The organism is Ensifer sp. PDNC004 (genome assembly GCF_016919405.1).
In the GTDB taxonomy this organism is placed as follows: domain Bacteria; phylum Pseudomonadota; class Alphaproteobacteria; order Rhizobiales; family Rhizobiaceae; genus Ensifer.
The window spans coordinates 350,059-375,000 of sequence record NZ_CP070354.1 but is presented as its reverse complement, the minus strand read 5'-3'; the positions used below and the strand labels follow the sequence as shown (position 1 = coordinate 375,000).

Here is a 24,942-nt window from a genome sequence, read left to right as displayed (position 1 = left end):
CTGGACCATCGAAAATGGCGTGCTCACGCTCGAAACGGCGGCGAATACCGACTTTTGGCAGAAGACCTTCTATGGCTTCAGGCGCCATTCCGGACATGCGAGGCTGCAGCCGGTGAGCGGAGACTTTACCGCATCGGTGGTTGTGCGCGGCGACTATCGCGAACTCTACGATCAAGCCGGACTGATGCTCATTATCGACGAAACTCACTGGCTGAAGACCGGCATAGAGTTCACCGACGGCTTGATGCATTTCTCGGTTGTCGTCACGAACGGAACGTCGGACTGGTCGGTAATCCCGCTTGCGCAAGCGCAGCCGAACGCAGAAGTGCATATCCGGCTGACGCGGCACGATGCTGCGCTCAGGGTCCAGTTTCATCTTGGCGATGGTCTATGGCAGATGGCGAGATTATGTCCATTCTCCGCTGATGACGCACGGATAGGTGTCATGGCCTGCTCTCCCGAGCGCGAAGGCTTTACCGCGCAGTTCGAAGGATTTTGCTTGGGCGCTCCGATATCGCGTGACTTGCACGCCTCATAGGAACACTCGCTGTTAACAGCAGCGATCCGCTCGCCTGGACCAGGCATTCGAGGTCCGCTGGACTCGTCATCCGTATTCCTTCGCACGCGCCTCGCCGCAGTGGAACTTCAAGAGCGCATCGGGCGTTCCGCAACCTCCTGCGGCTCGACGAGCGCGTCTAACCACGGCCGCCGTCACAACATCGTCACGAAACGCACGAACAACTCGGTTCGTGTAAATGGCGGAGGCACCGATGGATTACTTCAGACGCTTCACCTTTTTGTTCGCGACACCTGCCTTCGACAACGAGGATCTCGAAGGGGCCCGGTATAAGCAGATCGTCGAGGAGATCGAGCGGTCCGGTTTCGAGGTGGTCCGCGCGCGCAGTCTTGAGGACGCGGAAATCGCCGTCCAGACGGATGCAGCCATCGGCTGCATGATGGTCGACTGGGGCAAGAAGGGCATGGAAGGCAAGACCGCCTCCCTCATCAACCTGATGCGCCGGCGCGGCCTCGAATTTCCGATCATCCTGCTGATCAGGCGCAAGCGCTTCGAAGACGTGCCGGTCGAAGTGCTCGACTTCATCGACGGCTATGTCTTTTTGTCCGAGGAGACCCCTGCCTTCATCGCGAAAAACCTGATCAGCCGCCTCAAGCAATATGCCGAGACGATGAAGACGCCTTTCTTTGGCGCGCTGGTGGATTACGCCGAGGAAGGCAACCAGCTCTGGACCTGCCCCGGGCATAATGGCGGCGTGTTCTATAGCCGCAGCCCGGTCGGCCGCGTGTTCATGGAGCATCTGGGGGAAGCGGTTTTTCGCGACGATCTCGACAATTCCGTGCTCGATCTCGGCGATCTGCTGACCCATGAGGGCCCCGCACTTGCCGCCCAGAAGGAAGCCGCCAAGATCTTCGGCGCCGAAAAGACCTACTTCGTCCTCAACGGCACATCGACCTCGAACAAGGTCGCTCTCTCCGCCCTGGTCACCGATGGCGATCTGGTTCTGTTCGACCGCAACAATCACAAGGCCGCCCATCACGGTGCCTTGATGATCTCCGGCGGCATCCCGGTCTACGTGCCGACCGCCAGAAACGCCCATGGCCTGATCGGTCCGATGGATTTCGGCAGCTTGAACGAAGAGACGCTTCGCGAGCGCATTCGCACCCATCCGCTGGTCAAGGACCCGGATGCCTGGCGGAAGCCGCGCCCGTTTCGAGTGGCGGTGGTGGAACAGTGCACCTATGACGGCACGATCCACAATGCCGAGATGATCCTGAAAGCCATCGGGCATCTGTGCGACTATATCCTGTTTGACGAGGCCTGGGCGGGCTTCATGAAATTTCATCCGCTCTATGCCGGTCGATTTGCCATGGGCCTTGCCGAACTCGGCCCCGAGGCCCCGGGCATCATCGCCACGCAATCAACGCACAAGCAGCTTGCGAGCTTTTCCCAGGCCTCGCAGATCCACATGAAGGACCGGCACATCACCGGCCAGAAACGCCGGGTCGAACATCGACGCTTCAATGAAAGCTTCATGCAGCACGCGTCGACGTCGCCCTTCTATCCGCTCTTCGCGTCCCTTGATGTCGGCGCGCAGATGATGAAGGGCCGTTCCGGCGAAGTGCTGTGGGATGATACGATCCGGCTCGGCATCGAGCTTCGCAAGAAGATCCGGGCGGTGCGGCGGGAGTTCGAGGAAAAGGAACGCCGGCCCGAGCGCCGCTGGTTCTTCGAGCCCTTTGTGCCGGACCGCGTGGCCATGCCGGATGTGGCAAGCCCCGGAGCGGTCCACGACGTGCCATGGGAGAGTGTCGCCACCGATCAGCTCGCCACCAATCCGGCCTTCTGGCACCTCACCCCGGGGGCCGCATGGCACGGCTTTTCCGATATGGCGCCGGGCTTCGCGATGACCGATCCCAACAAACTGACGCTGCTCACGCCGGGTTTCGACAGGGCAACCGGTGCCTATGCCGAGCACGGCATTCCGGCACCGATCGTTGCGCAATACCTGCGCGAGAACCGGATCGTCGCTGAGAAGAACGACCTCAACTCCCTGCTGTTTCTGCTCACGCCCGGCGTCGAGGCAAGCAAGGCGGGCACGCTGATCAGCGGCCTCGTCGCATTCAAGCGGCTTCACGACGACAACGCGCCGCTCGAAGAGGTCATCCCGGAGTTCTATCGACGCCGCCCCGGCCGCTACGCCGGCGTGCGGTTGCGCGACCTTTGCGGCGACATGCACCGCTTCTTCCGCGACGCCAATGTCAGCGCCCTGCAGGCCAGGCAGTTTTCCGAAGAGCACCTGCCTGACATCGCCCTTTCGCCCCACGACGCGGCGCGCTGCCTCGTGCGCAACGACGTGGACTTCCTGCCGATCGACGCCATTGCCGGGCGGATCGCGACGACGCCTTTCGTCGTCTATCCGCCCGGGATCGCTACCATCGTGCCGGGCGAAAGGCTAACCGCGCGCGCGCAGCCGATGATCGACTATCTCAAGATGTTCGAAACCTGCTTCAACACGTTCCCCGGCTTCGACGTGGAGATCCAGGGCCTTTATCGCCAAACCGACGCGTCCGGCCGCATTCGACTTCATACCTACGTCGTCGCGGAATAAAACTTAGGAGTATCGAGACCCCTCATGCCGCAGGATGAAACGATCATTATTCGCCCGTCCCGGGAGAGCGACGTCGACGCCATGCTGGCCATCTATCGCCGGCATATCCACCGCGGCATAGAAGAAGGCGTGGACGAGGGGGATACGCCGCAGCCCGACGACCTGCGCGAGCGGCGGAAGAACCTGAAAAGTCGCCGCTTGCCCCATCTCGTCGCGATCAAGGAGGGCGCCGTTGTCGGCTATGCCTATGTCGTTCTGTTTCGCAAGCGCCCTGCCTACCGCTATACCGTCAAGCACTCGATCTATGTTCAACACGAACATCTCGGCCAAGGCGTCGGGCGCCTGCTCATGCGGGGCCTGATCGACGCCTGCGCCGCAGCCGGCTTTCGCCAGATGATCGGCTATATCGACGCCGACAATGTCGCCTCGCTCACTTTGCACGAACGCTTCAACTTCGTTCGCGTCGGCCTGCTGCCAGGTGTCGCCTACCGCTACGGACGCTGGGCCGATAGCGTCATGGTCCAACGCTCACTCGGCACCGGCTCCACGACCCCGCCACCTCCCCCACCCCTCTCCACCCGTTGAGGATTGAAGACCGGCGGACCGTCCCTTCACCGCCGTTCAAGGAAGCGACCGAGCGAGCAATACTCCACCAAATTGTCGAGGGCCGCATTGGTCCCGATCTCCGTGCCTGAGATCATTCGGCCACCGAGGAGGGACGTCACCTGGACGGTCATCTTGACCGTCGTTGCATCGCCGTCGGCCGCCAGTTCCGTTGTAATCAGGCTCGACATCAGTTTTCTCCCGCCGGCTTCAACGATCTCGGCGCTGACCACGAGTTCGTCCGGGACAATCGAGATGTAGGTCGTGCGCCCGGTGTATTGCGGGTTCTCCAGTGAACCGCAGCGGAAATGGTCTTCGCCGCCCACGCGAAAGTCGGCCGCAGTATAGACGAACGCCGCGTCGTCAGACGGCGCACTCCAGCCGGCGCGGATGACCGGATCGGCAAATGCCTTGAAAACCGACGTCACCGGCGCTTCACAACGCCGTTCGAACACGAATGTCTTATGCCCGATTTCATAGTCCCTAATTCGCTCCACCGCCCGTCACCCAGAGTTTCTCGCGCGCATACTGCTTGCAATACACAATCGGTATCTATCAGGACCGATTGTGTTTCGCAATCAGATCGGCAATTTAGCAGTGACCTATCTGCTTCCTGCCAGATCCTCGGCGAACTCCAGGAAATTGAGCGAGGTCGCGGCGCTGACCAGAATCTGGGCGCTGCGCCGCTGGAGCTTCAGGTCTTCGCAGAGCTGCTCCAAGGTCGGGTTCCTGTCGGCAACGAACCGAAAGAGACCCTTCGCGAGCCCGCGCCCCTGCTTGCTTGTGCACTGCGGGAGCGGTTTGAAGCCGAACGGAGACTACGCCGCAAAGGCGCGCACGCCCGCGTGGATTGTCTCCGGGTCGCGGTTTTCGACGCCATACAGGATGTCGAGAAGCGGAAACGTCATTCGATAGAAGCTCATACGCTCCCTCGCCGCCGTGTCGGCCGGAAGGTACTCAAGCACCAGATCGACGAAGCCGTCACCCAGTCCTGCCGCGAGACTGGCAAAATCATAGGCTGGGTCACCGGGGCCGCAGCCGGAAAAATCGATAATGCCGGAGAGGCGGTCGCGATCGACGATGATGTTTCCAGTCCCAAAGTCCCCGTGGATCAGGCACTGCGGAAGCGCGTCGCAGGTCGCCAGAAAATCGGAAAAACGCTCCCGCAGACCGGTGACGACATCAGGCGAAAGCAGCGGAAAGGCCACATCTTCGCATTGCGCCAGAAGCCGATGCCATTCGGACGAAGGCGCCTCGGCGGGCCCGGCCTCCAGGCAGTCGATGGGGACCGAATGCAGGGCCTGTAGAAAGGCGGCAAGGTCCGCAGCCAAAGTCTTCCGTGCGCCGATTGTCAGGCCGGCCAGGTCCGAAAGCGGTTCGCCCGGGATCTTGGCGTGCAGCGAGATGAGTTGGCCGCCGATGCGGCGCACCTCAAGATCAGGCACCGGCACGGGAAGCAGAGGCCGAACCGCACGAAGCGTTGAGGCTTCTCGCACGAGGTCGCGTTCGGCGCCGGCATGGCGCGGCAATCGAAGGATCCGATCGCCAAGCTGATAGGCGACGGAGTTCTGTCCCGAGCCGATCAGGACGGCCGGAGGCTCTGACGGCATGCCAAGTTCGGCAACTATCCTTGCCAGGAACATCGCATCGGCATCGCCATGAGTGGCGTCGACTTCCCCCTGAATGAAGCCGGGCGCGATTGGCGTTTCGGATTGATGCTTCACCGTGTTCGTCCTTTGCAGTTCAACCGTCAGCCCTTGTCCGCGCGTCTGAAGTCTATAGCCGCGCTCCTTCGCGGTGACGGCCCGGATCAGACCGACACCCCGCAACGACGTCCATGGCGGACGGGTCTGGCCGAAACACAGCGCCCCCCCAGAGCAGATGTTTGCGCCCTTGCTCTGGCACCTCAGCTATCTCAGCTTACAAAGCATCGATACCCATTCTTCGCCCGCATTCGACGAGATCGGCCGGTATCGGCAAAGGATGTGCATGAAGCAGGCCCCAAAGGAGCTCCCACGCGACACCGTATGCACCGTGATCGAGGTGGTCCCTTACGCGGTGAAAGGCTCTCCTTGACCTCATCTAGCGAGGAACGAAGCAGCGTCGACAGCGTCTGATAATAGTCGTCAAATTGCTCCCCGCTCATCCAGCCAACCTTTGAACCATTCGATCGGAAAGTCGATGGTCGCACTGCTCAACCGTGAAGACGGCCACTGCTCCGGCCCGCTTCGATTGGCGCCATGCGCGACCACAGGCGAAACGCGCAACGGATGAGACGCCGTTCGTCCTCTCGCCTCCAACCATATACAATTGGTTGCATAGTTAGCAATTCACCACAACCAATGCAAGCAATCTTGCGGGCGCATGGCGGCGATATCCAATACAAAAAGCGGGAACGAAAAAGCTGCGGCGCTGGTTCAAGGCCCTTCGGCAACCGTCCTTGACTTGAAGCTGATCGTCACGATCGCGACAAGCGCGGCCACGGCGTTGGCGCCTCCACTGATTGCAATGGCCGGGAAGTAGCTGTTGCTGGCGTCGTAGATAAAGCCGGCAAGGCTCGGGCCGATCAGCGTGCCGATTGCAACGCTCGTGTAAAGAAGGCCGATGATACCGCCGACATTGCGACGGCCGAAATGATCGGCAACCACGGCCGGAAGCACGGCGACCCAGCCGCCATAGAACAATCCGAACAGCAGGGCGAAGGCAGCGAGGGCCAAAAGCCCGGTCGCAAAGGCCCATACCGCAAGCGACACGGCGATGCCTGCGTACATGACCGCCAGGAAGGTGTCCCGACCCAAGCGGTCCGCAAGCCCCCCAAGGCAGAAGCGCCCCGCTGTGCTGCCGACGCCGATCGCACTCAGGAGGAGGACGGCGACGGTTGGGGCGATCTGGTGATCGACTGCAAACGGGACGAGATGGACGAAGGGAACGAACACGCCGATTGCACTCAACAGGCATGCCACATACAGGCCGACAAATTGCGGCGTCCGGATTGCATCCTTGACCGAAACGCCCTCCGTTGCCACCGACTTCGCGACGCCGGGCTCAGCCAAGGCTCCGTCCGGACGCAGCCCCCGTCGCCCCGGATCGCTTTCGAGCAGCAGCGACGCGCCGATGCCGACGGCGGCGGCCGCGCCACCGAGCACCAGATAGGCCTCTCTCCAGCCTAGCGTCGCGATCAACCATGTCGCCAGCGGCGGCAGGACAAGCGTGCCGAGCCCGATACCGCTGACCGCAAGCCCCGAGGCCAGGCCACGTCGCGCGACGAACCAGCGCTGCACGGCCCCAAGGGCAGGCACATAGGCACATCCGACGCCCAGGCCGATGCCGAGCCCGTAGGCTGCATAAACCTCGGCAATGGTGCGCGCCTGACCCGCCAAGACAAGGCCGAGACCGACAAGCGCCATGCCGACAACGCAGAGCGATCTGGCCCCGAACCGGTCCGCAAGCGGGCCGGAAACCACGCCCAGGCAGAAGTACAAAAAGCCTGCCAAAGAAAAAACGAGCGAAACGGAGCCACGCGATGCCCCGAGATCCTGCTGCAACACCGCGATGAAGGCGCTGAAAGTATAGGCGCTACCAAAGCCTACGAATGTCAGCGTAAACGTCGCGGCGACGACGACCCATCCGTAGAAGATGCCTTGGCGATGGTGGTGAGCGTTCATCATCGTTCTCCCCCTCAGCCTTTTCCTGGGTGCCGCTTGTGCCAAGCCGTGTGCCCCTGGAATGCCGCTCCGGCGCGCACAAGGGTCAATTCCTGGAACTGACCGGCCAAGAGTTGAAGGCCGATCGGCATGCCATCCTTTGCGATGCCTGCAGGGAACGTCAGTGCCGGATGGCCGCTCATATCGAGAGGGCAGGTGTAGCGTTGCAGCCTGGCGATCAGATCCGGCTGCTCACCAAGTGTCGCGATGGTAGCGAGCGTCAGGGGAGCGAACGGCTGAACGGGGGTCAGGATCATGTCGACGGACGCAAACCGGGCTTCGACGTCGCGACGGAAAATCGTCCGTCGCAAAAGGATCTGCTGATACACAGCCTCCGAAACGGCCTTGCCCATTTCGATGACGCCGGCAAGGATGGGCCCGTACAAGTCCCTGTTCGCGGCGAAGTCTCGCTCGTGAACGGCTGCCGCCTCCACGGCGCAGTTCGGCACCCAGTCGGCAACGGCCTGGCTCACATCCGGGAACCTGATCTCGACCATGTGCGCGCCAAGAGCAGTAAAAACGTCCGAGGCAGCGGCGAGAGCGGCCTGTGTCTGGGGTTCCACATCCTCACTGTTCCACCGCGGATCAAAGCCTATCCGCAGACCGCCGATCGAGCTTGGCGACGCCGAAGCGAAATCCGGCACCGCTTGCGCGGCCGCCGTCGGGTCCTTCGGATCACTTCCCGCTATGGCCGCAAGAAGGATGCCCGCATCCATGGCGCTTCGCGCAATCGTGCCGATGTGGTCGAGGGAGGGAGCGAGATCGAAGACGCCGTGCCGGCTGACCCGCCCCCATGTCGGTTTGAGGCCCGTGACACCATTTGCGGCCGCCGGCCAGCGGATCGAGCCGCCCGTGTCCGACGCGATCGCACCGAAACAAAGACCCGCTGCCGTGGCGACAGCTGAACCACTCGAGGAAATCCCGGCCCAATAGTCCGCGTGCCACGGATTGACAGACGGGGCGATTGCCGGATGGTAGTCCGAATAGGCGCCCTCGGTCATCTGCGTCTTGCCGACAATGATGGCACCTGCTTGCCTCAGGCGTCTGACGACAGTGGCGTCTTCGCCCGGAACAAAATTGCCATGGACGAGCGTCCCGGCCCTGGTTGGCACGCCTTCGATCCAGCACAGGTCTTTGACGGCGATGGGAACGCCGTGCAGCGGGCCGCGATGGCCTCCGGCGGCAATTTCCTTATCCGCCGCCTTCGCCTGTTCCAGCGCGCTTGTTTCCATCACCTGCGCATAGGCGTGGAGATCCGGTTCCAGTCGCGCGATGCGCCGAAGTTGGGCCTCGGTTACCGCAAGCGAGGAAACGCTCCCATTTTTGATTTTGTCTGCGATCTCCGTGAGGGTCAGCAAACTGAATTCGTCCGAAACTATCGTCATGCAATTTTTCCCGACTGCGGCGAGCCCATATACATTAGAAAATCTGTCTTTCTCAATCGCACCTCCTGCTCCTCGTGAACCGTGAGACAAGCGGTGTATAATGTGATAATGCACGTCGTACTCGGCCGACAAACCAGATTTAATCAGCCCTATAACTTAGAAAAACTAAATCATGAGCCGCCACCTTCCTCCGCTCAACGCCCTGAAGGCTTTCGAGGCTGCCGCCCGCCATCTCTCGGTCAAGATGGCGGCCGACGAGCTTTGCGTCACGCCGGGTGCCGTCAGCCAGATGCTGAAGTCGCTGGAGGCACATCTTGGGGTGAAGCTGTTCGAACGGGTGACACGCGGCATTTATTTGACCGATGCGGGCCGGGACTATCTGCCGGCGGTCCGCAACGCCTTTCGCCAGATTGCCGAAGCCTCGCGACGCGTCATGGCCTCCAACGACAACGGCATGCTGACGGTCAGCGTCACGCCGTTTTTCGCATCGTCCTGGCTCGTGCCGCGCATGCGATCCTTTCAGGAAAGCAACCCCGAAATCGATCTCCAGATCGTCGCAAGCAGCGCTCTTGCCGACTTCTCCCGCGGCAGCATCGATGTCGCGGTGCGCCATGGTGCCGGCCGCTATCCCGGCCTGCGCAGCGACCACGTCTTAGCCGTCGAGATGGTCGCCGTGGCAGCCCCTGATCTCGTCGATCGCCTCGGCGCTCCCCGATGTGCGGCCGATCTCATCCGCTGGCCGCATATCCATGATGCCGACCGAAGGGGATGGAGCCTTTGGTTCCAGGCAAATGGCGTGGAAGAGTTCCGCTCTCCCCGCGGCGCGTCCTTTGACGATAGCAGCCTTATTCTGAAGGCGATCCTCTCGGGCCATGGCGCAGGCCTGCTGCCCGCTGCAATGATTGCAGCGGAACTCGCCAGCGGCGAGCTGGTGCAGCTCCTGGACGCAACTTTGATCGACGAGTTTGCCTATTACCTGGTGTGTCCCGAGCAAGCCCAGGACAATCCAAAGATCGCGATCTTCCGGGATTGGATACTCAACGTGGAGAAGACACAGCTGACCGATGCCTCCGGCGAAGTTCGGAACGCGCGGCGCCTTGGCTGACACCCTGCGGATGCCGACCGCGGCGGGTCAGCATCCCGATCGATGGCGTCACCGCCCGCGTCCTTAGGGCAGAGGTTCAGTTCGCGGGGCGTCCGTGGACCGCCAGCCGCGCCAGCAGGATCGCAACGATTACAGCCGCCGCGACGTTGTAGCCCATGCCGGAGACGAAGGCCAAGGCGTAGCGCGCAGCCTGCTCCTCCGAACCCGTCCCAAGCGCCGCACCGAAGAGGATGCCGACCGAGGCCACGCCGAGCGCTGCACCGACCTGCTGAAGTGTCGAAATGATCCCGGAGGCGATACCCGCCTGCCGCTCGTCCACGAAGCCAAGCACGAGGTTGAGCAGCGGCGTCATGATCATCGCCTGCGCCCCACCGATGACGACCAGCACGGGAACGAGGTGAGCAACCACGAGACCCGCCCCGGCAATCCACACCTGCCCGATCAGCACCCCGAACGAGACTGTGTAGATCAGTGCCCCCATGGCGATGGCAGGCGTTCCGAAACGGGCGACGAGGCGCGGAGCGCATAGGGAAACGATCACAAAAGCGATGGAACATGGGACGAAGACACGACCGGCCTGAAACGGGCTGAGGCCGAAACCCATCTGCACCAGGAGCGCAAAGCAGAGGAAGAAGGAGGAGGCAGTCGAATAAATCAGGAGGACCAGCAATCCACCCTGCGCAAACCGCGGCTGCTGCAGCAGTTTCATGTCGACGAGGGGTTGGCGTCCAGCTTTGCGGCGATGTTCCTGCTGGCGATAAAAGGCGGCAAGCAGAAAGGCGGCGACGACAAGCGACAGGAAGCTCCAGGCCTGCCAGCCGCGGGTCGGCGCCTCGACGAGCGGCACCAGCAGGAGCGTCAGCCCGAGACTGACCAGTGCCACGCCGAGCCAGTCCAGTGCAGAGCGTTCGGGTGCCCGTGTGTCGGGAATGAAGCGGGCCATTACGATTGCAAAAAGGCCGATGGGTACGTTGATCAGGAAGATCGTGCGCCAGCCGAGATCGTAGAGATCGGCTTCGACCAGAAAGCCCCCGAGGATCTGGCCGGCGATGGCGGCAAGACCGAGTGTCATGCCGAGCAGACCGAAGGCACGGCGACCGTCGTCGCCCCAGAAGTTCAGACGGATCGAGGCATAGACCTGCGGGAACAGCAGAGCAGCCGCCAGCCCCTGCAACACCCGCGCGCCGATCAGGATTTCAATTGACGGAGCCATGCCGCAAAGAAGCGAGGCCGCCGTAAAACCGGCCATGCCGAGGACAAACAGCCGGCGTCTCCCGTAGAGGTCGCCGAGCCGCCCGCCGGTGACAAGCAGGACACCAAAGGCAAGCTCGTAACCCGCAACGATGAAGCCGATCTGCGAGAGGCTGGCGCCCAGTTCCGCCTGCATCGAGGGGATCGCGACATTGACAACGAAGAGGTCGAAGATCGTTACGAACCCGGCCAGCAACAGGATGCAGAGGCCAAGCCAGGGCGGACTGTGGGTCGTTCCGGCGGATGCCGGGGAAAGTCTGTCGGTTGTGCAGGTGTGCGAGCTCATGGGCGTCCTCTTCTCGTTGACGCACCAGCGATTTCACAGCCATTATCCTTTTACAATTTAACCAGTTATGCTGTTACTTTTTGCAATTGGCTGAACGATGCGCGCCCTTGAACGAACCCGTCCCGAGCTTGCCGAATTCCTCCGTAGCCGTCGCGAGCGCCTCTTGCCGGAAGATGTCGGCCTGCCGAGCGCGAAGCGCCGGCGCACGCCGGGGTTGCGGCGGGAAGAGGTCGCGACTCTCGCAGGCGTCGGGTTGACCTGGTACACATGGCTCGAACAGGGCCGGGAGATCGGGGTGTCCGCCGGCTTCCTCGACAATCTCGCCCGCGTGCTCAAGCTGGATGCCGCCGAACGCCGGCATCTATTCGTTCTTGCCCACGAGCGCCCGCCGGCGGAGCCCGGCAAGACGTTCTGCATCGCGCCGTCGCTGGTCACACGGCTGGTGGAAGACCTCGCGCCCCACGCCGCCTACATCATCAACCTGCGCTGGGACGTGCTGGCCTTCAACGCGCCGGCCGACCGCCTGTTTGGGTTTGAAAGCCACGAGCCTCACCGCCGAAACCTGCTTTGGGCGTTGTTTACCGATGGCGCGTTGCGGAAGGCCTTCGTGAAGTGGGAGGAACAGGCGCCGGCCATGCTGGCCAGTTTCCGCCGCGACTTTGCCGGCGCGCGAGACGACGCAGATGCCCGCACTCTGGTCGAAGAACTGGAACGGGTCTCTCCCGAATTCAAGGACTGGTGGCGGCGCCAGGACGTGCACGCCCCCTGCACCGGCACCCGGACGATCATGGTGGACGAAACAGCCGTCGAGTTCGAGCACACCTCGCTCACAATCGACGGCGGGCAGCATCTGCGGCTTGTCGTTTATGCGCGCAAGCAGACGCCGGGCGCTGCGCAGGCCTGAGGAAGGCTTCGGGGTGCGCGCTCAAGGCGGCCATCTCGCGGCGCCTTCCTACGGAAAACGCTCCTCGTCTTCACGTTCGATCCGACGTCGCCTCACCGCCAACTGCCAGCGCGATCCAGCAAGGACTCTCCCACCGGGCCAACCCGGCGAGAGAGTCCGCATCGAACGTGCAAAGGTTCAGTCGATCTTCGCCCAGCGGATCAGTCCGTCGTTGATGTAGGCGCGGAATTCCGTAGCGCTGATCTGTTGCGGCTCAGCACCCTCGCGCGCGAACGCCGCTTTGGTGGGGCAGCGTTCCGAAGGTAAACGGCCTACCTTTTGTGGCTTTCCTGGAAGATCGCAAACGCGTCACCACCCGGCGTCGGCGACACCGTCGGCAAGCCACTTTCGTTTTTCCAGGCCGCAGCGTTTCAATGGGTCAATCCGAAAGTATGGGCAACAGGCCTGTCTGCGACCAGCCTGTTCGCACCGGAACGGGTCCTGGTTTCCGTCTTTGTCGTGGCGTCAGCCTTCGCGATTATCGGGTTTGCCGCCAACATCGTTTGGGCCTGGATGGGAACCGTCCTGCAGCATTGGCTGATGGCCGGACGGAGGCTTTGTCTATTCAACATCGCCATGGCGGTGCTGTTGATTGGCTCGCTCTATCCTGCCTTGCGGCACGGCGGATAGATTGGGGAGCGCAAGCCGAGCGCGCGGTGGCCGAACGCACCCGGCGGGCTGCCTGTCTATCAGCTGTTATCAGGGTTCGATTTCATCGACACCGATAACAGCAATGCCGCTGCTGCAAGCGCCGCCGCAATGAAGCCGAGATTGCCGGCCCCTGCCCACTCTAGTCCAAGGCCTCCGATCGAGCCGGACAGCGCAATGGCAAGGTAGAGAATGGCCTGATTGAGCGATACCAGGACGCCGGCAGCCTCCGGTTTCAGCGAGATCAGCCGGTGTTGCTGCGGCGTCGTGATCGCAAAGGCGGCGATCCCGTAGAATGCGATGATTGCGAAAGCCGATGCCAGCGCGTCGGTGGTCAGCGGCAGGATCAGCATGCTGATGATGAGCCAAAGCAGGGCGATTGCCACAACCTTCTGGCCGCCAACCCTGTCGGCGAGCATACCTGCACCCAGGTTGCCGATCGTGCCGATCACGCCAAGCGTCGTCATCAGGCCGGCCAGATAGACGCTGTTTCCTTGCGTGGCGGCCGCAAAGATGATGCCCATATAGGTGTAGGGTAGATAGACGGCGGTGAAGGCGAGAAGCGTTACGCCGAGCACCGCCAGAATTTGCAGGTTACGTAGCAGCCGCAACTGCTGCAGCAAGCCCGTCGTCGCCGCGATCCTGATTGACTTCGGAATGAAGACGGCGATACCGGCGACGCCGAGGGCTGCCAGCCCGGTTGCAAGCCACATGGTGAATCGCCAGCCGAACACGCCGCCGAAAGCCGTGCCGAGCGGCGCGCCAAGCGCCGTGGCCGCCGTAAAGCCGCTGACGACCAGGGCGATCGCCCTGCCCCGTTGCGCCGGCAGGACCATGGCGGCGGCGGTGACAGTCGCGGTCGGCACAAACAGCCCGACGCCAAGCGCCGCCACGACCTGACCGGTCAGAACCTGCGCATAGCTCGGCGCAAGCGCGGTCCAGACACTACCGAGGAGATAAACAAGGGCTGCGACGAGGAGGACGGTTCGGCGTTCCCAGCCGCCAGTCGCGGCCACGAGAACAGGGCCCGCGATCGCGCACGTCAAAGCGAAGATCGTGATGACCTGCCCTGCAACGGATGGCGCGATGTCGAGCGAACCGCTGAGAAGGGGCAACAGGCCGGCCAGCACGAACTCACCCGTCCCGACGACGAAGACGCCGAAGGCGAGCATCGACACCGAAAGCCATGGATTGATCGCCTGCGGCCGATCGGCCTCATGCGGGGTTTCGAGCGGGGCATTGACCATGACAAAACCTTTCCGGCACGGCCATGGAACGGCCGATGCCAAGATGTGGGTGACAAAACTGGGATCGGATCGAACTACGGGCGCAACAGTGCGGACCGGCTCATCAGGAGATCGGGCTTGAAGCGAACCAGCCCGTTCATCGGCAGGCCCTCGTGCGAGCGCCTCAGGCGGCCGTCGAAGCCTTCGAGCACGGCCTGTCCGGTCATGACCAGCATCTCGCCCGTGCCAAAATCCGGAAACAGCAGACAACAGGCAGGATCGACGAGCAGGTTGCCGAGGGTGTTGAAGTAGTAGTTTCCGCGATACTCCGGCCAGACCAGACTGTCGCCGTCCCACTGCACGAAACCGGCCGGACCGCCGCGATGGGAAACATCCATATCGCCGCCGGCATCGGAGGCGGCGCGGGTCGCAACGAAAAACGTATCGGCACCAGCGACGACACGGCGAGCCAAGCTCGTATCGGCCGAGATCAGAACCGGCTCTCCGCTCGCGCCGGCCGCCTCTTCGACGTCCCTCGGGCGAATGTATTGCGGACAGTTTCCAAAGGCCTGCCGCACATCGACGGCAAAATCGCTTTGCCCCACCCGCCCTATGCGGCCATTGACGCGGATGCGCCGCCGGGTCAACAGATCGATCGCAAGGAGAGCGATCGGAGCTCCCTCGACAATGCCGCGCGCCACCGGATCTCCGGCGTCAGGGCGCGCTGCGACACGCACATGCATGGCGTCTGGCGCACTCAGAAAGCCGGGGCGACCGAAGACCATGGTGGCCCAGATGCGCCCCTCCTGGTCAGGCACGGCCAGGACGACGTAGTGCAGTTCCGCAAGGAAGCCTGCAAAGCCAGGTGGCAGGCTCGTTTGTATCGCGCGCGATCCGGCCAGTTGCTCGCGGACGGCAAAGAGGCGCTGGAGATGCTGCTCTCCGGAATGAAAGGGATCGCCGTCCATCACAAGCCCCGCGCCGCGGCAAGCCGCTCCCGGGACGCACGGCGCGCGAGTTCGAACTGGTCAGGTTCCCCCATCAGCGCTGCCACATTGGCCGATGCCTGGTAGGACGTCAGTTCAAAGGCCAGCAGGCCGACATCAATGCCGCCTTGAAGCTCGCCTGCGGTGACCGCCTCGTTTGCGAGATCGACGATACGCTGCCTCGCCTCGGCCCGATGATGTTCGACACGGTCGCGGATTTCGCCCGGCCGGGTGCGATATTCGCTGCTGAGCGCATGCACCAGGCAACCGCCAGGCAGCGTTCTATGCTCAACGAATGTGAACCACCCTTCGATCAGAGCGATCAGGCGTTCGGCCGCTGTCGGCAGCGCCATCGCGGGGCCAACCACCGTTTCGGCATAAAGCGCCACGCCGTTTTCGATCGTCGCCAGTTGCAGGGCTTCCCGGTCGCCAAACAGGACCTGAACGTTGCCTCGCGCCACGCCGGCGTCGGCCGCGACCCGCCCGAACGTCAGCCCCTCCAGCCCCTCCACCGACGCGATCTGCGTCGCGTGATGAAGAATGTTCGCGCGGGCGCGATCGCCGCGCTCCTTCCGCTTGTCGTTCGCCTTCATGCTGGGCCTCCTGGTCGCTCATCCGCTAGCCCGGAAACAAATATACATACGTATGTATATTGTCAATCGAAGTCGCGGGAAGAGAACAACCCGGCGCGAAACGGCGGCAACGACGCGGTCACCCAGTCCTTGCGGCGCCAGATGCCGGTCGCCACGCCGCGTTCTGCAAAACCGTTCGGTAGCCGTCAGGGTCCTCAAAGGTTTTGCCACTGCGGTCCCAAAAGGGATTGAACGACGGGACGGGCAAAAAGCCTGCTTCGCGCATTCGCTCGACGGCAGCCATCCATTCACCGGTGTCGGGGATGTAGAAGATGGTCAGGTTGTCCTGGCTTGGAGCCCGACCGACCGCATGCCCGTGTTTCTTCGTAAACTCGAAATGATACGGGTCTCCGTGACGACCGAGCATGATGCCGTCAAATCCGTCGTGATCCTTGAAGTGCGACAGAAGCTCCAATCCGAGCCCGTCGCGATAGAACCGCAAGAGCGCATCCAGATCGTCGCTTGGCCTTGCGATGCGAACGGTTTGTATATTCACGCACTGCCTTTCCTGGTGGAGCCTTCACCGCGCTGCTCTTACCAGGGTTTCGCAACAGGCCCAATCTCCAACACCATGGGCACTGGCCGGCCGGACCTCAAAAAGCGCCGATCCGACCGTGCAGGAGACGCTTGAGCCCGCGCGTTGAACCGTAAGTCCAAAGCGCGGGCCGTCTTGCCTCAGTTGGTGACGCCCATGACCTTGCCGAGATAGGCGACATACTCGCCGAACTTCGGCAGGGCGCGGGTCGCGGCCGCGTCGCGCGGGCGCGGCAGGTCGATCGTCACTTCTTCGACGATCTTGCCGGGGCGGTCCGCCATGACGAGAACGCGGTCCGACAGGAAGACGGCCTCGGCGATGCTGTGGGTGATCAGCATGACCGTCTTGCGGTGCTCCTGCCAGATCCTCAAGAGCTCGACGTTGAGCTTGTCGCGCGTCAGCGCGTCGAGCGCGCCGAAAGGTTCGTCCATCAGCAGGATCGGCGGATCGAGCACCAGGGCCTGGCCTATCGAGGCGCGCTGGCGCATGCCGCCCGACAACTGGTGCGGGTGCGCATCGGCAAATTTTGTCAGCGACAGCACGTCGAGGATCTTGTCGACCGCCGCATTGCGTGCGTCTGCCGGCATATTGCGGATGCGCGCGCCGAGCTCGACATTGCCGCGCACGGTCAGCCAGGGCAGCATGTTGTTGGTCTGGAACACCACGCCGATATCCGGTCGTGGCGAGCGGACCTTCTCGCCCTTGATCGTCGCCGTGCCGGTTTCATAGGGAATGAGGCCGGCGACGATGCGCAACAGCGTGCTCTTGCCGCAGCCGCTTGGGCCGAGAACCGAAACGAACTCCTGAGGCCTGATGCCGAAGTTGATGTCTTCGAGCGCCTTGAACTGGCCGAAGGTCTTGTTCAGCCCATGCGCCTCGATGTGGTTGGCGGCCGTATCCGCCGCAGGGCCGGTGCCCTCTTGCTTTTGGGGCACCCCGGCGGTGGCTACCGACGCCATTTTTTCCTCCCGAACTGAAATATTCATACCTGGATACCCCGCCACCAGACCGCCTTGGCCGCGAATTCGATCAGGGCGTAAAGGGCGAGCGAAATCAGGGTGATGACGATGATGCAGCCGAAGACGAGATCGGTCCGCGACGATGCGGTCGCCATCATGATGAGATTGCCGAGACCGCGCTCGGAGCCGACGAGTTCGCCGATGATCGCGCCGATCATGGCGAGCGGCATGGCAACGCGGCAGCCGTCGATGAAGCTCGGCAAGGCGCTCGGCAGGCGGAGCGTGGTGAAAGTGCGCCAGGGGCCGGCGTTGAGCGCGCGGAAATGTTCCTCGAGGTTCTTGGCCGTCCCGGCAAAACCGCCGAGCGTCGCAACGACGATCGGAAAGAAGGCGAACAGGAACGCCATTGCGACCTTGGAGATGAAGCCGTAGCCGAACCAGACGATCATCAGCGGCGCGAGCGCGCTTTTCGGCGTGGTCTGCAGCGCCGTGACGAGCGGGTAGATGGTGCGCTGGGCAAAGGGCGAGACATAGACGGCCATGCCGAGCATGACGCCAATGACGACCGCCGCTCCGAAACCAATCAAGACCTCGGCAAGCGTATACATCGAGTGCTCGAACACTTCGCCGCGTGCTTCCCACACGGCAACGACGATCGAGGACAAAGGCGGCAGGATGTAGCTTTTGACTTCGAAATATCGGACGCCGTACTCCCAGAAAAGCAGGAACGCACCGAAAAAGAGAACGACTTGGCTATAGGCGACAAGCCGCGAATTAGAGCCTGGCATGGAGGCCTCCGACGACAGAATTGGCAGGCATTTGGTGAGAGGCGCCGGGCTGACCCGGCGCCTTGGAGGTCACTGTCCTTGCTTGTCCTTGACCACCTGATGCGGCGGCGGCACGACGAAGCGCTTGAAACGCCACTGGTCGAAAGCTTCGATGTTGCGCTCCCACACCCTTGCGGTGTGCGGGCTGTCTTCCGTGACCTGGATCATGTCGCAGTAGATTTCGCAGTTGTTGCCGTCGGGGTCCTTGAACACGAGGAAGCAGTTGGCGCCCGGACCGTGCTTACCGATGCCGCGGACGATTTCGACGCCCCGCTCCTGGAGCATTTCGGCCGCGGCCTCCATGTCCTCCAGGCTATCGACCAGGTAGGAAAAATGCTCCAGGCCGGGCCGCGTGTAGCGTGGCAGGTCGTTGAAATCGGGTGAGTCCGCCGGGATCTGCGACAGGGCAAGATCGTGGTGGTCGGCGCCCGCGCGCAGGAAGACCATCTTGTCCTCGATCCAGTCGGACACTTCGAGGCCCACGATATTGGTATAGAACTCGACGGACTTGTGGATGTCGCGGACCATCAGGACCATATGGCCCAGCTTCCTCACATTTATCTTCTTCTTCATGTTCCTCTTCCCTGAACCGAACGGACTTTCTGGAGCGCCACACGTTCATAGGAACGCACCAAGGACGCTCTAGCACTCTGATTCTAGAGCATCTTTCCGCCCGCAAGCCACGTCACTTGCGGGCAGAATGCTCTAGCGACTGATGTTGCGATAAAGGTCGGTCGTCTTGATGCTGTCGTCGACGACGAACGCTTCACGCACGAAGTTCATCGTCTTTTCCATACGGTCGGCCCGCACGAAGCCGAGGTCCTTGTTTTCCGCCTGCGGATCGCGAACGAGCGCATTGATCTGGCGGATCTGCTCCAGCACCACGCTCTTCTTCAAGGTCGGATACTGCTTGACGATCAGGTCGGCAGCCTCTTCCGGATGCGCGGCCATGTAGTCGTAACCGCGATAGGAAGCGTCGAGAAACTTGTCGACCACCTCGGGCTTTTCCGAAAGCAGCGCCTCGGTCGTGACGAAGCCGCTGCCATACATGTCGAGGCCGAAATCGCGGTACTTGATCATGCCGATCTTCTTGCCGGTCTCGCCCGCATTCTCATTGAGGATGGCAAGGCTCGCGCCTTCCCAGCACTCGGCGAGATCGACTTGGCCTTCAAGGAAGGACGAGGTGATGACGGCCGGGTTCATGCGCAAGAGCTTCAGATGGTCCTTCGGCAGGCCGTTCTGCTCCAGCCAGGCCGGAACGATGTTTTGCACCGGAGACGTCGCACCGCCGCCGACCGACTTGCCGCTGAAGTCGGCAAGCGTCATTTCCTTGCCGCCATCCTTTTGCAGATAGCAGAGAGCGCCCGGCCAAACCGTGTTGATCGAGCCGACGAATACGGCCTTGCCGCCGTTGACGCGGTTCAGGATGACGCTGACCGGATCACCGTAGCCGATGTCGAACAGGCCCTGGTCGATTTCGTTGACGGTGCGCTGACCGCCATATCCCTGATAGACCGAAACATCGAGCCCGGCCTCGTCGTAGAAGCCCTTGGCCTTGGCCACCAGCACGCCGCCGACGCTGCCCTGCGGCAGCCACGACATGTTGAACGAGATTTTGTCGGCTGCCGAAGCGGCCGTCACCATTGATGCGAATGCTCCAGCCAAAGCAGCCAGACGCAGTGAATTCCCAAACTTACGAGCCATACTGTCCTCCTCAGTTCAGCCATTGTTGGCCTTGGTTATTCGATCCGAGCTCCTCTGATCGGATTGGTGATCGTGCCGACCTTCTCCACGGCGGCCGTCACGATATCGCCCGCATTCAGGAACTCCCCGGTCCCCATGCCTACCCCGTCGGGCGTTCCTGTCGCGACCAGATCGCCCGGCCGAAGCGTCAGAATAGACGACAGGTAGGAGATCTGCTCCGCGACGGAGAAAATCATCGATCCGGTGCTGTCGTCCTGCTTGCGCGTGCCGTTGACGTCGAGCGTCAGGCGAAGATCCTGCGGGTCGCCGACGCAATCGGACGGCACCAGCCAGGGCCCGAGCGGCGCGAACGTGTCGAAGCTCTTGCCGCGAAACCAGTCGTGCTTGAACGGGAAGTCGGTGCGCCGGGTCAGGTCGCGCGAGGTGATGTCGTTGATGACCGTGTAAGCGGCAACGTGGTCGAGAGCGCGCTCGACCGGAATGTCACGGCCGCCGATGCCGATCACGGCAGCAAGTTCGACCTCCCAGTCGACCTTTTCGGCGCGCGCCGGCAGGATGATCGCTTCGTCCGGGCCAATGACGCTTGAATCCGCTTTCATGAAGACGAAGGGCTGACTCTCGGACTTGGCGGCCAGCACCGTACCCATCTCCTGCGCATGCTCGACATAGTTCGAAGCGGTAGCAAAGATCCTGACCGGACGATAGGGCGCGCAGAGCTTTGTGCCCGTGCCCAGCGGTTCGAATTTGCGGCCACTGTCGACAAGACGTTCGGCCAGACCGGCCAGCGCCGGCTCGACGTCGGTCCAGGCGCTGAGCATGCCTTCGATCCCACCTGCGAGCCACTTGCTCCAGGCTTCGCCCGGCTGCTGCAAAACCCGAGAAACCAGATCGAGATCATAGACGCCCTGCTCGGTCACGATGACCGGCCGAACTTCCTCCCTGATGAGCCTTTGCCCCAGCGCATGCCAAACCACCAGACATCTCCTTCCCTCGTTGTCGGTATCCATGTTGCATACAATTTCGTGTTTATGTATTCTTGTCAAGCAACAAGTGCACACGAAATGAGGGCGAAATGCGGAAGCGACAGCTCGAACTGTTTCACGAATGGGGATCGATCCAGTCTTTCAAAGTGCGCGTATGCCTCGCGGAACTCGACCTTTGCTGGGTCTCGCGACGGATCGACCTCTCGCGTTTCGAGAATCTTGATACCGGCTATCTCGCGATCCATCCGCAAGGCCTCGTACCGGCGCTGCGGATCGACGGCGAAATCGTCACCGAGTCGTCGCAGATCAATGAACGCCTCGATGCGTTCGCCGCAAACGCACTGCTGCCGGACGATGCCGCGGTCCGCCGGCGCGTGCGCGACTGGACAAAATTCGAGGACACTGTCGTTCACCCGGCGGTGAGGCCGCCGACATTCAATCTCATCCTGAAGCCACGGCTTCGACAGTTTTCACCAGGCGAGGTCGCGGCGGCGATGGACAGGCACCCGGTTGCTGCCCGCGCCGAGGCCTACCGGCTGGCCGTCGAGGCACCGATCGATGGCGCAGCCGTCGTCGCTTCAATCGCCGTCTTCCGGTCCGTGCTCGCGCGCATGGAAAATCATCTGTCGCACGCGCCTTGGCTTGCCGGCGATCACTTCACACTTGCCGATGTGGCGATGGCCGCCTTTATCGACAGGCTCGACCGGCTCGCCATGGAGGCGCTCATCGCTCCGTTTCCGCGCGTTGCCGACTGGGCGGACAGGGTTCGGCAGCGGCCGAGTTTCACCGCAGCCAAGGGTCCACAGGCCGAACGCCCAGACCCGCTCGTCAACCGCGATCTCGTCGACAGCCTCATGGCCGCCGCCGACGCCCATCCACAAAACCACCCCTGACCTTCAAGGAGATCCCATGGACCACCAAAGCATGCAGCACGCCCAGACTGACGCAACCTTGCTCGCAAGACTGTTCACCGAAGCGCGCAGCCAGAACGGCTGGCTCGATCAGCCGGTACCACCCGAACTGCTGCAGCACGTTCACGAGCTTGCCCGCATGGGCCCGACCAGCATGAATTGCTCGCCATTGCGGATCCTCTATCTCACCAGCCAGGAGGCAAAGGAGCGGCTGCGGCCGGCGCTTGCCGCCGGCAATGTCGACAAGATGATGACCTGCCCGGTCGTTGCGATCTTTGCGACCGACTTCGAATTCGCCGAGCACCTGCCCTTCCTGTTCCCGCACACGGACGGCAAGGGCTTCTTCGAGCGCAACACGCATCTCGTCGCCGACACGGCCTTTCGCAACGCCACGCTTCAGGCCGCCTACTACATGCTGGCGGCCCGTGCCGTCGGGCTCGACTGCGGCCCGATATCGGGCTTCAACGCCGCCGCGGTCGATGGCATCTTCTTTGCTGGGACGCAGACGAAGTCAAACTTCATCTGCGGCATCGGGCATGGCGATCCGTCAAAGCTCTTTCCCCGGCATCCCCGCTTCGCCTTCGACGAGGTCTGCACGGTCCTTTAAACGGAAAACCCCCGGCGCCGCCGCGCCGGGGGTCAGGATTTCAACTGTTTTCGTTTACCCGGCCGCGGACGCGACGACCTTCAACTCCACCACCATGTCGGGATGCGGAAGCGCGCGGACGCCAACGGTCGTTCGCGCCGGACCGCCGGCGGCAAACCACCGGTTATACTCTTCGTTCATGGCGCCGTAGTCGGCCATATCGGTCAGGAATATCGTGACGTCCACCAGGTGATCGAGGCGAGCGCCGTTTCGTTCCAGCGTGTCCGAGGCCTTCTGTAGGATGGTCCGCAACTGCACCGCGACATCATGGACGCGCTTGCCGTCGGCGGCCACCCGCGTGCCGGAAATCGTGCCATCCGCCTGCCGGGCGCTGATCCCCGACAGGAAAAGAAGACCGCCTGCCCGCCGCAATTCGGCATAGTTGGCAAGCGGCTTAACCGCAGCCGTACCCGGCACGCTCACGCGTCTTCCCTGACGACGGTCCAGGGCCTAAAGCCGATCTCCGTACAGGCGGCGATGAACTTCTGCTCGGTCTGCTGGTCGAGTTCCATCAAGGGCGGCCGCACCGTGCGCCAGCTGGCGTCGCCCGTGTGGCGCGCCATCATGATCTTCATCGCCTGGATCATCGGAAACTGCTGGAACAGCGCGCGCACCGGCCCGACAGGGGCAAAGGCGACGGTCGCGCCATGTTTCCCGCTGGCCGCAGCCGCATCGACCATCGCCTTGGCATTGACGTTCGCGGTGGCGGAAATGCAGCCGGCCGCGCCCCGTTCGATGGTTTCCCCAAGCAGGATTTCGGAAGCGGGGAAAACCTTGAAGCCGTTGCCGACCTCGAGATAACGGTTGAGGGTGTCGCGATCGCCCGAACTGTCCTTCACGCCCGAGATATTGGCGGGATAGCGCCGGCGCAGCGCCTCGATCAGCTCGATGGTGATCGGCACGCCGGTGAACTGCGGAATATGATAGAGCACGATGGACAGGCGATCCGAGCCGATGGCCTCGATCAGATGCCCGTAGTGGCGGGCAAGCCCCTCGGTCGAAACCGGCTTGTAGAAGAACGGCGGCAGCACGAGCACCGACGGTGCGCCGGCGTCGACGGCTGCGCGCGCCAACTCGACCGTTTCCTCCAGACTGCAGGCGCCCACACCCGGCATCAGGGTTCGCGCCGGGATCCCCGCCTGCAAGACATCGTCGAGCAACTGCCGCTTCTTGCGCAGCGACAGCGACGCTGCCTCGCTGTTGGTGCCGAAGATGGCAAGGCCCGCACCCTGGTCGACGATCCAGCGGCAGTGTTCGATGAACCGCAGTGTGTTGCAGCTCAGATCCGGCTTGAACGGTGTCAGCACCGGCGCATAGACGGAAGGCAGTTCTGGCTTCATGATGTTCACTTTCCCTTTTGACAGGACAATCCGCAGGGGAAGAAGCCGCACTCTTCCCGGGCGAAATGGATGATCTCGCGTCCAAGCTCGTCCTCGCCGGTATCGAAATGGGCGACGATGGAGGTGTGGTTGTGCTGGCTAAGCTGTACGAAGCGCGGCGCCTTGCCCCGGCGCATCGCGTGACGCTGGGCGTATTCCGCGCCATAGGCATCGATGTAACGGTTCTCATGTTCGGCAACGGCAATGAACACGGGCAGATCGCGTGACCCGGCAAAGGCCACCGGCGACCTCTCGTCGTAGGTGCCGGCATCCTCGCCGAAGTACTGACGCACATTGGCGGCGTTCGGATTGTCCGCCAGGCAATCGGCCCTCAGCCGAGCGCTGATCAGTACCGCCCCCTTGATCGCCGGATGCGGCAGCCGTCCGACGGCCGGATCCAGCAGATAGCTTGCGACATGAGAGCCGCCGGCAGAGTGGCCGATGAGAAGAATGGATTGCGGGTCGCCGCCATAGGCGCCGATCGAGCCGACGATCCAATCCATCGCTGCGGCGACATCGCGCGCGCCCTCTGGATACTGCGCACCGGGTGCGAGCCGATATTCGATGTTGACGCCGACGAACCCCTGGCGGGCAAACCAGCGCAGGACATTGTCGTAGATCAGCCCGTCGCCACTTTTAGAGCCGCGCGTGAAAGCGCCGCCATGGACGAAGGCGATGACAGGGCGCGCACGGCTACCGGCGCAGACATGGGCGCTTTCGAAGACGTCGAGCCGATGGGCGCTGTCTTGCCCATAGGCAATGTCGCGATGCTCCACCAGCGGCTGGCGCGCGACGCTCGCTTCGGCATGCGGCCGGTAAACCTCGAGAACGACCTTACGGCTCGCCGCCAGGTCGTCGTTCCAAACCGTCCCAACCTGCCGCAACCGGTCCTTCTCCGCCGGTGACAACCCTTCAAATCGCATCGACTTCCTCCAAGCCTCGCTGACGGCGCGGCATCCGCGCGTCGTCATCAGCGTGCATTTCGATAACACCCAAAATCACACTTGACAACCATTTTGCATACACAGATTACTAATTGCATACACGGATCGATTTCAGCCGTGTCGCCCGGCGCATGTCGCGCCGCGCTCATCTGCAGAG

25 protein-coding genes (1 of these 25 only partly in view) are annotated in these 24,942 nt (G+C 62.5%); 8 read left to right on the top strand and 17 right to left on the bottom strand.

What is annotated here, in order from left to right; translation table 11 throughout:
* From JVX98_RS30100 to JVX98_RS30090, 3 genes are all read left to right on the top strand, one after another.
* Positions 1 to 538, top strand: the 3' portion of a protein-coding gene (locus tag JVX98_RS30100) for a DUF1349 domain-containing protein (RefSeq protein WP_371826595.1). The gene continues 35 nt to the left of window position 1, outside the view; only the last 538 of its 573 coding nucleotides appear in the window; the start codon falls outside the window, past its left edge; it ends in the stop codon at positions 536 to 538.
* 232 nt (positions 539 to 770) lie between these two features.
* The gene (locus JVX98_RS30095) at positions 771 to 3,128 is read left to right on the top strand and encodes an Orn/Lys/Arg decarboxylase N-terminal domain-containing protein (protein WP_205240038.1); all 2,358 of its coding nucleotides are present in this window, start codon (positions 771 to 773) and stop codon (positions 3,126 to 3,128) included.
* A 24-nt stretch (positions 3,129 to 3,152) separates the two neighbouring features.
* Positions 3,153 to 3,713 (top strand): GNAT family N-acetyltransferase, encoded by a 561-nt coding sequence (locus tag JVX98_RS30090; RefSeq protein ID WP_192449219.1) that lies wholly within the window; start codon positions 3,153 to 3,155, stop codon positions 3,711 to 3,713.
* A gap of 26 nt (positions 3,714 to 3,739) precedes the next feature.
* On the opposite strand, the gene JVX98_RS30085 is transcribed toward JVX98_RS30090, so the two are convergent.
* From JVX98_RS30085 to JVX98_RS30070, 4 genes are all read right to left on the bottom strand, one after another.
* A complete protein-coding gene (locus JVX98_RS30085) occupies positions 3,740 to 4,159 on the bottom strand; it encodes an SRPBCC domain-containing protein (RefSeq protein WP_205240037.1) in 420 nt (139 codons plus the stop codon).
* A gap of 390 nt (positions 4,160 to 4,549) precedes the next feature.
* Positions 4,550 to 5,455: a phosphotransferase family protein gene (locus JVX98_RS30080; protein WP_205240036.1), complete on the bottom strand. Its 906-nt coding sequence runs from the start codon at positions 5,453 to 5,455 to the stop codon at positions 4,550 to 4,552.
* Between the two features lie 693 nt (positions 5,456 to 6,148).
* Positions 6,149 to 7,396, bottom strand: coding sequence for an MFS transporter (locus tag JVX98_RS30075; RefSeq protein WP_205240035.1), 1,248 nt, complete (start codon positions 7,394 to 7,396; stop codon positions 6,149 to 6,151).
* 14 nt (positions 7,397 to 7,410) lie between these two features.
* Complete coding sequence (locus tag JVX98_RS30070) at positions 7,411 to 8,820, bottom strand: amidase (RefSeq protein ID WP_205240034.1); 1,410 nt, start codon at positions 8,818 to 8,820, stop codon at positions 7,411 to 7,413.
* A gap of 172 nt (positions 8,821 to 8,992) precedes the next feature.
* Here JVX98_RS30070 and gcvA point away from each other — a divergent pair, with 172 nt between their 5' ends.
* Positions 8,993 to 9,925, top strand: coding sequence for a transcriptional regulator GcvA (gcvA, locus tag JVX98_RS30065; protein WP_205240033.1), 933 nt, complete (start codon positions 8,993 to 8,995; stop codon positions 9,923 to 9,925).
* 76 nt (positions 9,926 to 10,001) lie between these two features.
* Here the strand turns inward: gcvA and JVX98_RS30060 are convergent, their stop codons facing one another.
* Entirely contained in the window at positions 10,002 to 11,462 is a 1,461-nt protein-coding gene (locus tag JVX98_RS30060; RefSeq protein WP_205240032.1) for an MFS transporter, read from the bottom strand.
* 97 nt (positions 11,463 to 11,559) lie between these two features.
* On the opposite strand from JVX98_RS30060, the gene JVX98_RS30055 reads away from it, so the two are divergent.
* On the top strand, positions 11,560 to 12,366 hold the full coding sequence (locus JVX98_RS30055; protein WP_205240031.1) for a helix-turn-helix transcriptional regulator: 807 nt from the start codon (positions 11,560 to 11,562) through the stop codon (positions 12,364 to 12,366).
* A 318-nt stretch (positions 12,367 to 12,684) separates the two neighbouring features.
* Complete coding sequence (locus JVX98_RS30050) at positions 12,685 to 13,035, top strand: hypothetical protein (RefSeq protein ID WP_205240030.1); 351 nt, start codon at positions 12,685 to 12,687, stop codon at positions 13,033 to 13,035.
* Between the two features lie 59 nt (positions 13,036 to 13,094).
* Here JVX98_RS30050 and JVX98_RS30045 read toward each other — a convergent pair whose 3' ends face one another.
* From JVX98_RS30045 to JVX98_RS30005, 9 genes are all read right to left on the bottom strand, one after another.
* Positions 13,095 to 14,300 carry an MFS transporter gene (locus JVX98_RS30045; protein WP_205240029.1) on the bottom strand — a complete coding sequence of 402 codons (1,206 nt, stop codon included), beginning with the start codon at positions 14,298 to 14,300 and terminating at the stop codon, positions 13,095 to 13,097.
* Positions 14,301 to 14,374: 74 nt separating this feature from the next.
* On the bottom strand, positions 14,375 to 15,247 hold the full coding sequence (locus tag JVX98_RS30040; protein ID WP_205240028.1) for a pyridoxamine 5'-phosphate oxidase family protein: 873 nt from the start codon (positions 15,245 to 15,247) through the stop codon (positions 14,375 to 14,377).
* Entirely contained in the window at positions 15,247 to 15,858 is a 612-nt protein-coding gene (locus JVX98_RS30035) for a TetR/AcrR family transcriptional regulator (RefSeq protein WP_205240027.1), read from the bottom strand. The genes JVX98_RS30040 and JVX98_RS30035 overlap by 1 nt, the downstream gene beginning before the upstream one ends.
* Before the next feature lie 118 nt (positions 15,859 to 15,976).
* Positions 15,977 to 16,339, bottom strand: a complete 363-nt coding sequence (locus JVX98_RS30030) for a VOC family protein (RefSeq protein ID WP_246765129.1) — start codon at positions 16,337 to 16,339, stop codon at positions 15,977 to 15,979.
* 233 nt (positions 16,340 to 16,572) lie between these two features.
* On the bottom strand, positions 16,573 to 17,391 hold the full coding sequence (locus tag JVX98_RS30025; RefSeq protein ID WP_192449209.1) for an ABC transporter ATP-binding protein: 819 nt from the start codon (positions 17,389 to 17,391) through the stop codon (positions 16,573 to 16,575).
* 23 nt (positions 17,392 to 17,414) lie between these two features.
* Positions 17,415 to 18,179, bottom strand: a complete 765-nt coding sequence (locus JVX98_RS30020; protein ID WP_043623930.1) for an ABC transporter permease — start codon at positions 18,177 to 18,179, stop codon at positions 17,415 to 17,417.
* Between the two features lie 69 nt (positions 18,180 to 18,248).
* Entirely contained in the window at positions 18,249 to 18,791 is a 543-nt protein-coding gene (locus tag JVX98_RS30015; RefSeq protein ID WP_205240026.1) for a VOC family protein, read from the bottom strand.
* 132 nt (positions 18,792 to 18,923) lie between these two features.
* A complete protein-coding gene (locus tag JVX98_RS30010; RefSeq protein ID WP_197067204.1) occupies positions 18,924 to 19,862 on the bottom strand; it encodes an ABC transporter substrate-binding protein in 939 nt (312 codons plus the stop codon).
* A 95-nt stretch (positions 19,863 to 19,957) separates the two neighbouring features.
* A complete protein-coding gene (locus tag JVX98_RS30005; protein WP_197067205.1) occupies positions 19,958 to 20,896 on the bottom strand; it encodes a fumarylacetoacetate hydrolase family protein in 939 nt (312 codons plus the stop codon).
* Between the two features lie 98 nt (positions 20,897 to 20,994).
* Here JVX98_RS30005 and JVX98_RS30000 point away from each other — a divergent pair, with 98 nt between their 5' ends.
* Positions 20,995 to 21,798, top strand: coding sequence for a glutathione S-transferase family protein (locus JVX98_RS30000; RefSeq protein ID WP_205240025.1), 804 nt, complete (start codon positions 20,995 to 20,997; stop codon positions 21,796 to 21,798).
* A gap of 16 nt (positions 21,799 to 21,814) precedes the next feature.
* Positions 21,815 to 22,423 (top strand): malonic semialdehyde reductase, encoded by a 609-nt coding sequence (locus JVX98_RS29995; RefSeq protein ID WP_371826594.1) that lies wholly within the window; start codon positions 21,815 to 21,817, stop codon positions 22,421 to 22,423.
* 54 nt (positions 22,424 to 22,477) lie between these two features.
* Here JVX98_RS29995 and JVX98_RS29990 read toward each other — a convergent pair whose 3' ends face one another.
* From JVX98_RS29990 to JVX98_RS29980, 3 genes are read right to left on the bottom strand one after another with little or no spacing between them, the layout of a single operon-like run.
* The gene (locus JVX98_RS29990) at positions 22,478 to 22,885 is read right to left on the bottom strand and encodes a RidA family protein (RefSeq protein WP_205240024.1); all 408 of its coding nucleotides are present in this window, start codon (positions 22,883 to 22,885) and stop codon (positions 22,478 to 22,480) included.
* Positions 22,882 to 23,802, bottom strand: coding sequence for a dihydrodipicolinate synthase family protein (locus JVX98_RS29985; RefSeq protein WP_205240023.1), 921 nt, complete (start codon positions 23,800 to 23,802; stop codon positions 22,882 to 22,884). Before JVX98_RS29985 ends, JVX98_RS29990 begins: the two co-directional genes overlap by 4 nt.
* 5 nt (positions 23,803 to 23,807) lie before the next feature.
* Positions 23,808 to 24,764, bottom strand: a complete 957-nt coding sequence (locus tag JVX98_RS29980; RefSeq protein WP_205240022.1) for an alpha/beta hydrolase — start codon at positions 24,762 to 24,764, stop codon at positions 23,808 to 23,810.
* Positions 24,765 to 24,942 lie beyond the last annotated feature (178 nt).